We start from the raw sequence: 8,276 nt of genomic DNA, 5'->3' as shown, positions 1-8,276 counted from the left end.
CGGCGCCCGCCAGCGGCATCGCGAGCGTTGCCAGGACCAGCACCACGGCACTGAGCACGCTCAGAAGCCTGTGGCGAGCCTGGCGCCACCCACCAGGCGCCTTCGGGGGCGGACGCCGGCTGATACTGATCTGGTCGGCCTTCAAGCCATCTCCGTCCGTTGAGGTCCGTCGGGTAACGGTGCCGATCGTGGAACCTGAGTCTGCAACCGGAACAGCCCGGCGTCCTCGGAGCCGGGTGCCGACGTGATGGCGCTGGGGGCCTGGAGGGTTCACCGCCCCTCCCTCCCCGGGAGGAGGCGCGCTGGCATCGTGGTGGGAACCATCGGCACAGGTGGCGACCGAGTCGGGAACCGGAACCGCATCCCGATCCGACCACAACCGTCCCGACGCAGTCAGTCCAGATCGACGCGCTCGACCAGCTCCCGTACGGCGAGCATGTCCAGGAACGCATGGCAGCGCACAACCTGGCCGCCCCGCAGCTGCCAGACCCAGCAGTACTCGTTGTGGTACGGGATGCCGTCGATCGCCGTCGCGTCGCCCACGAAGCGGACGATCACGATGTCACCCTCGGTCCACAGATCCTGAACGGTCATCACGAGCGGCGGCACCAGCCGGTCCATGACCGGTGCCGATCCCTCGGCGAGGAACTCGGCCTTCGACGTGTAGGTGCGCCCGTTGACGATCGTCCAGTCGATGTCGTCGTGGAGGATTTCGTAGAGGTCGCCGCCCGCGTTCTGCTGCGCGAACGCCCGGAGCACGGCCGCCTTGTTCCGGCGTTCCCGGGCCGACCGGCCGGAAGCCGGCCCGCCGCCATCCTCGCGCGGTCCCGCCGAGGCGGGAGCGGTTCCGGCCAGCATCGTCAGCCCGCCGGTCAGCGCTGCCGTCATGAGTACCCGCCGGCTCTGCCCCGAAGTGCCGCTCGTCATCGTCGTCCCTCTTCCGCTCGTCGGTGCGCACCGCTGCCCTCGCGGTAGAAGACGTAACCCCCGTGGTGCAGGATGTCTCCGTCGAAGGTTCCGTCCGCGGTAAATCCGGTGTCGTCGATGTAATCGATCCTGTCGCCGATGATCCGGTAGGAACCCGTGTAGGCGCTCTGCCGGTCTCCGCGGGCCTCGTCGTAGCGGCCGCTCGGGAGTAGCTCCTGACGGATGTGCCCGTCGGAGGTCACCCACATTCCGAGGTACGGATGCGGTGACGCCCCCGCGGCCTCGGTCTGCGCTGTCCCCGGGGTCGGCGTGGGTGGTGTTCCGTTCGCGGGTGGCGCGGGATCCTGCTGCTGAGGCTGCGCGGCGTCGTCAGGAACGGCGGGTCGTCCGCTGCCCGGCCCCACGGAGCACGCGGCGAGGAGCACGGCGGCGCACGCGCCGCTGAGCACGACTCCGAGGCGGCCCCTCATGAGATCCTCCCGCGCGAGCCAGCACGGCGTTCGGGTGCCGGCGCCGCGAGCGAGCCGAGCAGGCGCAGCGCGTCGGCGGTCCGGGTGCCCTCCTGGGCGTGGTACACGACCAGTTGCTGCCCTGGCGCGGAACGCACGTCGAAGGTCTGCATGCGGAGGGTGAGTTCGCCGACCTCGGGATGCAGCAGGACCTTTGCCGCGTCGGACTTGCCTCGGGCGTCCCGTCGCCGCCACAGGTCGGTGAACTCGCGGCTGTGCTCCGTGGCCGTCCGCAGCACCTCCTGGATCCGGGGATCGCGGGGCCAGGCACCCTCGAGGAACCGCAATGCGGCGACCGCGTTCGCCGCGGCCTTTTCCCAGTCCAGGTAGAACGAGCGGGTGGACGGGTCGAGGAACACCGCAAGCAGCAGGTTCGCGCCGGGTTCGAGGTGATGGAACACCGCACGCCCCAACGTGTTCGCGGCCAGGACGTCGTAGGCCCGCCCCAGGATCAGGGCCGGCGTACGGTCCCACAGCTCAGCCATCGCCAGCAGGTGGGGGTCCGCGCGTTCGTTACTTCCCGCGCCGCGGGGCAGCGGAGTCAGCGCCGCGATCCGGTACAGGTGCAGCCGGCCGTCGTCGTCGAGCAGCAACGCGTCGCTCAGGGCGTCCAGGACCTGCGGCGACGGCCGCCGCTCCCGGCCCTGCTCCAGCCGCAGGTAGTAGTCGACGCTGATCCGGGCCAGCATCGCGACCTCTTCCCGGCGTAGTCCGGAGACGCGTCGCCGCCCACCCTCGGGCAGCCCGACGTCGCGTGGCTGCATCTGTTCGCGTCGGCCCCGCAGGTAGTCGCCCAGTTTCGAAGTGGCCATGACGACCAGGCTAGGTCTCCGGCCCGCCGCGAGCCTGGTCCCAGCGCTCCCAGGCAGACCGAGGCCCGTCGTTCACACCGGCCCGAGCAACCCTCTGCTCCCCGCGCCGAACAGGCTCGGGCGCCGTTGGGCCCGAGCAACTGGTCGAGCCTGCGCGACGAGAGCAGTGGTCTGGTGGCCCATCGCATCCTCGACCTCTGCTGGCTGCCGCAGCGCCCGCCGACGGGTGCGTCGACAGCAGGCGCCGTGGCGAGACGATCGACCTCACCGCCGCCCGAGTAACCCCCGCCGCACCTGCCGGCGACCGGAAACCGACCGTGGCATAGCCGAAGCATCCGAGGGCCGTGGGCCGCCAACACTGGCGGCTCACGGCCCCTTTTTCTTCTCCGGAAGGGCCTAACCCGTGAACACCAGCCTCGTACTCGCCCGCATCGTCTCCACGCTCGCTCCCGCGCCCGCACCGTCCTCCACGCCGCCGGTACCGTCGGCGCCGCCGTTGCCCGGACCGTCGCAGTGGCTCCTCGACACCGCCACCGCCGCCGGCGGCTGGTGCCGGGACCGGCCGTGGCTCGCGCTCGTCGGCCTGCTCATCGCCGCCGGCGGCTACGCCGCACGCACCGTCGTGGCCCGCCGCCGAAACGCCCGGATGACCCGGCACGCGCAGCTGATCACCATCAGCCCGCCGCCGGAGGTCGACCCGGACGGCGCCGCCACCTTCTGGGCCACCCTCGCCGAGATCCTGCACACCGGCTGGCGCCGCAGCCTGCGCGACGGCCGCGCGCGCCTCGCCGTGGAGTACCGGTGGAGCGGCCGGGAACTGACCATCGCGGTCTGGGCGCCGGCCACCATTGCGCACGGCTCGATCCAGGCCGCGATCCGCGGCGCCTGGCCCGGCGCGGCGTGCACCATCACCGACGCCGACCCGTCGCTGCCCCTGGACGCCCTCGACGTCGGCGGCGCGCTCGCCCCTACCCTGCCGGCCTGGTACCCGTTACAGACCGATCACGACAACGACCCGGTCAGGAGCAGCGTGTCGGCGTCATCGCGACGCCGGACACGCTGTTCAGGTTTGCGATGCCGGCGGCCTCGGCCTCGATCCGTCCGTCCTCGGCGACGCCCACCCCGGGGCCGGGATGCCGCTGCGGCCCACTCCCGCACCGTCTCCTGCGGTTCCGTCACGCCAGTTCCCCGTCATCCGAGGCAGGCTCGGACGGCCTTGGCCAGGTTCGACGCCCGTGGGTCGTCGGGCCGGAAGTTCCAGAGGTTCGTGACGTAGCCGAAGCCGACACCGGCGTCGGGGTCGGCGAAGCCGATTGATCCGCCGGAGCCCGGGTGGCCGAACGACCTGGGCCCGACCATCGGCATCGGCGGGCAGGCTCGCATGAATCCGAGCGACATGTAGAAGGAGCGGTCAGCTGGGATGATCAGCCCAGGGGGCAGTCCGTGCATCGGCGTTTCATCGGTTTGGACGGCTGTCATTCTCCTGACCGTTGACGGATTCAGCAGCCGGACTCCGTCGACGGTGCTGACCGTGGCGGCGTACATCCGGGCCAGCGAGTGTGCGTCCGCGACCATGTTCGCGGCCGGGAACTCAGCCGCCCGCCAGGCACGCGTGGTGAAGTACTCGGACGTGTTGTCCAGGGCGCCGCCGAGTTCACCGGCGCGGGCTTGGACCGATCCCGGCGCCCACATGGCGTTGACCCACGCGGTGACCGTGTCCGCGTCGAGCCCGGTCAACTCGATCATCCCGGCGATCAGCTCTTCCAGGCTGAACGGAGCGGCGTAGTGCAGCGGGGACACCCGTGCCTCGTGTTGCTGGGGCAGCCCGATCCAGGCGCTCAGTCCGAGCGGACGGGCGACCTCGTCGGCGAAGAACGTGCCGAGTGACTTGCCGGTGATCCGACGCACGACCTCTCCGACCAGGAACCCGTAAGTCACGGCGTGGTAGACGTGCTCCGTGCCGGGCCGCCACAGCGGCTTCTGTGCCTCGAGCGCACGGATGACCGGGTCCCAGGCGCACGCCTGCGCGAACGTCAGCGGTCCGTCGACGATCGGCAGACCGGCCTGGTGGGACAGCAGCCAGCGCACCGGTATCCGCTCCTTGCCGGCGGCGCCGAACTCCGGCCAGTACCGGACCACCGGGGCGTCCAGATCCAGCTCACCGCGTTGGGCCAGCAAGTGGGCGCAGATCGCGGTCGCGCCTTTCGTCGTGGACGCCACCTGCGCGACGGTGTCCCTGCGCCACGGTCGGTTCGCCGCGCGATCGGCGAGGCCGCGCCACAGGTTGACTACGGGTCGGCCGTCCACGTAGACACTGCACGCCGCGCCGACCTCGCCGGGGCTTCCCTCGAAGTTCGCGCGGAACGCGTCGGCGACCTTTCCCCAGCCGTGCTCGACACAGTCACCACCACCACGGTCGGCGGCGTTCGCGGAGGCGACACCGCCGCTGGGGAGGCCAGCGAGCGCGCCGGCTCCCAGTACGCCCGCCGCTAACACGGTCCGGCGCCGAACGTGTCCTTGTTCGGGTGTCCCGTTCGCCGTGCCTGCCATGTCGTGGTCCCTTCTGGAAATTCGAAATATCTGAAGAGGCGCGCTCATACCGACCGAAAAGCCTGTTACTGGATTGGTGTGTGCGGCAGCGGTGGTGTAATCGCGGCGGGGACTTTCGCAGCCGCGGGGAACGACGCTGAGCGGGCAGGCAACTGCGCACCGACCCTTCGTGTTCCCGGCGTCCACCCGGACGGCGAACGCCTCGCGCTGTGTGTTCCGGCCTGCTGATGACGCCACCGTGACCTGCCCAGCGGGCAGGTCACGGTGGCATTAGGAAATCTTGCGGCGGTAGATGGCCGTGGCGGAGACGTAGGTGACGATGAGAATGCCGACGCACCAGGCGAGGGCGATCCAGATGTCGCTGTCGACTGGCTGCTGCGTGAGCAGGTCGCGGATCGCGTTGACGATGGCCGTCACGGGCTGGTGCTCGGCGAAGGCGCGTACCGGGCCGGGCATGGTGTCGGTGGGTACGAATGCCGAGCTGATGAACGGCAGGAAGATGAGTGGGTAGGAGAACCCGCTCGCGCCGTCCACGGACTTCGCGGTGAGACCGGGGATGACGGCGAGCCAGGTCAGCGCGAGGGTGAACAGGGTCAGGATGCCGGCGACCGCGAGCCAGGCGAGTACTCCCGCTCCCGAGCGGAAGCCCATGAGGAGGGCGACTCCGACGACGACCACGAGGGAGATCAGGTTGGCGACCAGCGAGGTCAGCACGTGTGCCCACAGGACGGCCGACCGGGCGATCGGCATGGACTGGAATCGTTCGAAGATGCCGCCCTTCATGTCCAGGAAGAGCCGGAACGCGGTGTAGGCGATGCCGGAGGCGATCGTGATGAGCAGGATGCCGGGCAGCAAATAGTTCACGTACGAGTCTGTTCCCGTGTTGATCGCGCCGCCGAGCACGTAGACGAACAGCAGCATCATGGCGATCGGCGTGATCGCGGTCGTGATGATGGTGTCGACGCTGCGGGTGACGTGCGTCAGGGATCGTCCCAGTAGGACGGCGGTGTCGCCGAAGAAATGCTTGGTCATCATCGTTCCTTTACTTGTCCGCGCCGACGTTGCGATCCTTGGCCGCGCCGCTGGTGCCGTCGGCGCCGACGATGGCGAAGAAGACGTCCTCGAGGGTCGGCTGCTTCTCGACGTACTCGACCTTGGCGGGCGGAAGCAGTTGCTTGAGTTCGGTGAGGGTGCCGTTCACGATGATCCGACCCTCGTGGAGGATCGCGATCCGGTCGGCGAGTTGTTCGGCTTCGTCCAGGTACTGCGTCGTGAGCAGCACCGTCGTACCCTGGTTGGCAAGGTGTTTGACGGCCTGCCACACCTCGATACGTGCCTGGGGGTCGAGCCCGGTCGTCGGCTCGTCGAGGAAGATGACCGGCGGGTTCCCGATGAGGCTCATCGCGATGTCGAGGCGGCGGCGCATACCACCCGAATACGTCGACACCCTCCGCGCCCCGGCGTCGGTCAGCGCGAAACGGGCGAGCAGGTCGTCCGCGATCTTGCCCGGGTTCTTGAGGTGCCGCAGGCGGGCGACCAGGACGAGGTTCTCCCGCCCGGTGAGGATGTCGTCAACGGCCGCGAACTGCCCGGTGAGGCTGATGGACTCCCGCACGTCCGCCGACTTCGTGGCGACATCGAAACCGTTGACGCTAGCGGTCCCCGCGTCGGCCTTGAGCAGCGTGGAGAGGATCTTCACGACCGTGGTCTTGCCCGCCCCGTTCGAGCCGAGCAGGGCGAAGATGGCACCCCGCTGCACGTCGAAGTCCACACCACGCAGCACCCGCAACTGCTTGTACGACTTTTCCAGACCCTTGACGTGGATCGCCGGGGGTTGCTGTGTCGTCATCAGACTGCCCTCTCCTCTTCGGCGCGCGCGATGGCGTCGGTAAGCCGCTTCCGCGAACGGGCGGGGACGTAGCCGCCCTCCGTGTAGTTCTGGACGAACGTCTCGGCGAACTCGACGGGGTTCTCCCCGACGACCGCGCGGATCGGCGTGCCGTCCGCTGCCGCCTGCTCGAACAGGTCGGCGAGGTCCTCGAACATCGACGCAGCGCTGTCGCCGTCGGCCGGCACGAAGTGCATCAGGTACCGCTCGATCCCGTCGACCGCCGTGCGGTAGTTCGGCGGAAGCTGCTTCACCCGCGCCTTGTACTCCCGCCACCGCCGCTTGGGGCCGATCAGCTTCGAGATGAAGCCGCCCTTTTCGACATCCGACATGACTATCTGTCTCCTTCGTGGAGTTGTTCGAGCCGTTCGGTGAGGAAGCTCCAGGTCCTCCAGAACTCTTCGAGGTACTCCCGGCCCTGAGAATTGAGGGAGTACACCTTGCGCGGCGGGCCCTTCTCCGACGGGACCTTCTCCACATCGACGAGGCGCTTCTGCTCGACCCTGACGAGCAGGGCGTAGATGGTGCCCTCGGCGATGTCGGAGAAGCCCTGATCCCGCAGCCACGCCGTGATCTCGTAGCCGTACGCGGGTCGGCCGGACAGGATCGCCAGGACGATGCCTTCAAGCGTGCCCTTGAGCATCTCTGTCATCTGCTTGGCCATGGATCACCTCCCTGCGAGGTACTCGGTGATGCTGACTACCGGTAGACAGTAACACTGACTAGCGGTACCTAGCAATACCGAATAGATGGGCTGCAAGCCTGCGGGTGCGGGCCGTCTACCTGCCGTACAACCCGCGATACGGTGTACGTATGCATGTACGTAGTCATACACGTATGAGTACACTGCTGTCCAGAGGTGAGGAGCAGATGCCGAACAAGACGATCTACATCGCCGACGATGACCTGCCGTTGCTCAAGCGCGCGCAGGAGATAAGCGGCGGCAACCTGTCGGCCGCGATCGTCACGGCGCTACGCCGGCTGGTAGAGGTCGAGGAAGCTAAGCGAGCCGGGTTCGACGAGATCACCGTGAAGGTGGGCGTCGGGCGGGCCTCGGTCAAGCGCTTCCTCGGCATCGCCCTGGGCGAGTGGACCTCCTCAGAGGCGGAGGGCGAGGAGACCTACTCGCTGTTCCGTACCAGCAAGGGCCACTTCGCCGTCCACCATGCCCGCTCGGAACTGCACATCCCCGTCGGGCTCAACGCGGAGCGCAGTAAAAAGTGGTCCACCGGCTGGCGGGGTTGGATCGGTGACTGGTCGCCGGACCAGGCATGGATGCGCACACCGGCCCAGGCCACGTTCTCCGTCGTCGACACCGTCGAGGAACTCGAGGCACTGCTCCCGGCCGAGCTCTACGCGGTCGCGCGGCAAACCATCCAGGACGAGCCCGTCGTGGAGGACCTCGACATCTGACCGGACCGAGCCGACCACCCCTGTGGCGGCCAGAGCTCCACCATGCCGGAATTCAGCACGCCGAGCTGGTTGAGCTCGGCGTGGCCCCGGTTCGGGTGCTACCTGACGCACGACCGGGAGGGGTCGCCCCCTGGGCAGGTGTGAATTGCTTCGGTGGTCTGTGCTCGCCGCCTGCTG

Annotated in this window: 10 protein-coding genes; 2 read left to right on the top strand and 8 right to left on the bottom strand. The window is 68.7% G+C overall.

All coding sequences use genetic code 11. The features are described from left to right. Positions 1-393 precede the first annotated feature (393 nt). From ACQEUR_RS22575 to ACQEUR_RS22565, 3 genes are read right to left on the bottom strand one after another with little or no spacing between them, the layout of a single operon-like run. Entirely contained in the window at positions 394-927 is a 534-nt protein-coding gene (locus tag ACQEUR_RS22575; protein ID WP_433034540.1) for a nuclear transport factor 2 family protein, read from the bottom strand. Then, positions 924-1,397 carry an Atu4866 domain-containing protein gene (locus ACQEUR_RS22570; RefSeq protein ID WP_433034538.1) on the bottom strand — a complete coding sequence of 158 codons (474 nt, stop codon included), beginning with the start codon at positions 1,395-1,397 and terminating at the stop codon, positions 924-926. The genes ACQEUR_RS22575 and ACQEUR_RS22570 overlap by 4 nt, the downstream gene beginning before the upstream one ends. Continuing rightward, the gene (locus ACQEUR_RS22565; protein ID WP_433034536.1) at positions 1,394-2,248 is read right to left on the bottom strand and encodes a helix-turn-helix transcriptional regulator; all 855 of its coding nucleotides are present in this window, start codon (positions 2,246-2,248) and stop codon (positions 1,394-1,396) included. The genes ACQEUR_RS22570 and ACQEUR_RS22565 overlap by 4 nt, the downstream gene beginning before the upstream one ends. Before the next feature lie 403 nt (positions 2,249-2,651). Here ACQEUR_RS22565 and ACQEUR_RS22560 point away from each other — a divergent pair, with 403 nt between their 5' ends. Then, positions 2,652-3,524, top strand: a complete 873-nt coding sequence (locus tag ACQEUR_RS22560; RefSeq protein ID WP_433034534.1) for a hypothetical protein — start codon at positions 2,652-2,654, stop codon at positions 3,522-3,524. Here the strand turns inward: ACQEUR_RS22560 and ACQEUR_RS22555 are convergent. The 5 genes from ACQEUR_RS22555 to ACQEUR_RS22535 all read right to left on the bottom strand — a co-directional run bounded on the left by ACQEUR_RS22555 (position 3,440) and on the right by ACQEUR_RS22535 (position 7,350). Next, the gene (locus ACQEUR_RS22555) at positions 3,440-4,798 is read right to left on the bottom strand and encodes a serine hydrolase domain-containing protein (protein ID WP_433034533.1); all 1,359 of its coding nucleotides are present in this window, start codon (positions 4,796-4,798) and stop codon (positions 3,440-3,442) included. The two genes, ACQEUR_RS22560 and ACQEUR_RS22555, sit on opposite strands and share 85 nt — an antisense overlap. A 270-nt stretch (positions 4,799-5,068) precedes the next feature. After that, a complete protein-coding gene (locus ACQEUR_RS22550) occupies positions 5,069-5,830 on the bottom strand; it encodes an ABC transporter permease (RefSeq protein ID WP_433034531.1) in 762 nt (253 codons plus the stop codon). Positions 5,831-5,840: 10 nt separating this feature from the next. After that, positions 5,841-6,647, bottom strand: a complete 807-nt coding sequence (locus tag ACQEUR_RS22545) for an ABC transporter ATP-binding protein (protein WP_433034529.1) — start codon at positions 6,645-6,647, stop codon at positions 5,841-5,843. Then, positions 6,647-7,018, bottom strand: coding sequence for a DUF1048 domain-containing protein (locus ACQEUR_RS22540; protein WP_433034527.1), 372 nt, complete (start codon positions 7,016-7,018; stop codon positions 6,647-6,649). Before ACQEUR_RS22540 ends, ACQEUR_RS22545 begins: the two co-directional genes overlap by 1 nt. Positions 7,019-7,020: 2 nt before the next feature. Beyond that, the gene (locus tag ACQEUR_RS22535; protein ID WP_433034525.1) at positions 7,021-7,350 is read right to left on the bottom strand and encodes a PadR family transcriptional regulator; all 330 of its coding nucleotides are present in this window, start codon (positions 7,348-7,350) and stop codon (positions 7,021-7,023) included. 173 nt (positions 7,351-7,523) lie between these two features. Here ACQEUR_RS22535 and ACQEUR_RS22530 point away from each other — a divergent pair, with 173 nt between their 5' ends. Then, positions 7,524-8,099, top strand: a complete 576-nt coding sequence (locus ACQEUR_RS22530) for an EXLDI protein (protein WP_433034523.1) — start codon at positions 7,524-7,526, stop codon at positions 8,097-8,099. The last annotated feature ends 177 nt before the right edge of the window (positions 8,100-8,276 follow it).

The organism is Plantactinospora sp. CA-290183 (assembly GCF_050936375.1).
Classification (GTDB): Bacteria; Actinomycetota; Actinomycetes; order Mycobacteriales; family Micromonosporaceae; genus Plantactinospora.
This window is presented reverse-complemented; position numbering and strand designations above follow the sequence as displayed.

Coding starts and splice junctions, on each gene's coding strand:
- ACQEUR_RS22550 (WP_433034531.1), bottom strand. CDS start 5,830: ATGACCAAGCATTTCTTCGGCGACACCGCCGTCCTACTGGGACGATCC.
- ACQEUR_RS22570 (WP_433034538.1), bottom strand. CDS start 1,397: ATGAGGGGCCGCCTCGGAGTCGTGCTCAGCGGCGCGTGCGCCGCCGTG.
- ACQEUR_RS22575 (WP_433034540.1), bottom strand. CDS start 927: ATGACGAGCGGCACTTCGGGGCAGAGCCGGCGGGTACTCATGACGGCA.
- ACQEUR_RS22530 (WP_433034523.1), top strand. CDS start 7,524: ATGAGTACACTGCTGTCCAGAGGTGAGGAGCAGATGCCGAACAAGACG.
- ACQEUR_RS22540 (WP_433034527.1), bottom strand. CDS start 7,018: ATGTCGGATGTCGAAAAGGGCGGCTTCATCTCGAAGCTGATCGGCCCC.
- ACQEUR_RS22545 (WP_433034529.1), bottom strand. CDS start 6,647: ATGACGACACAGCAACCCCCGGCGATCCACGTCAAGGGTCTGGAAAAG.
- ACQEUR_RS22565 (WP_433034536.1), bottom strand. CDS start 2,248: ATGGCCACTTCGAAACTGGGCGACTACCTGCGGGGCCGACGCGAACAG.
- ACQEUR_RS22535 (WP_433034525.1), bottom strand. CDS start 7,350: ATGGCCAAGCAGATGACAGAGATGCTCAAGGGCACGCTTGAAGGCATC.
- ACQEUR_RS22555 (WP_433034533.1), bottom strand. CDS start 4,798: ATGGCAGGCACGGCGAACGGGACACCCGAACAAGGACACGTTCGGCGC.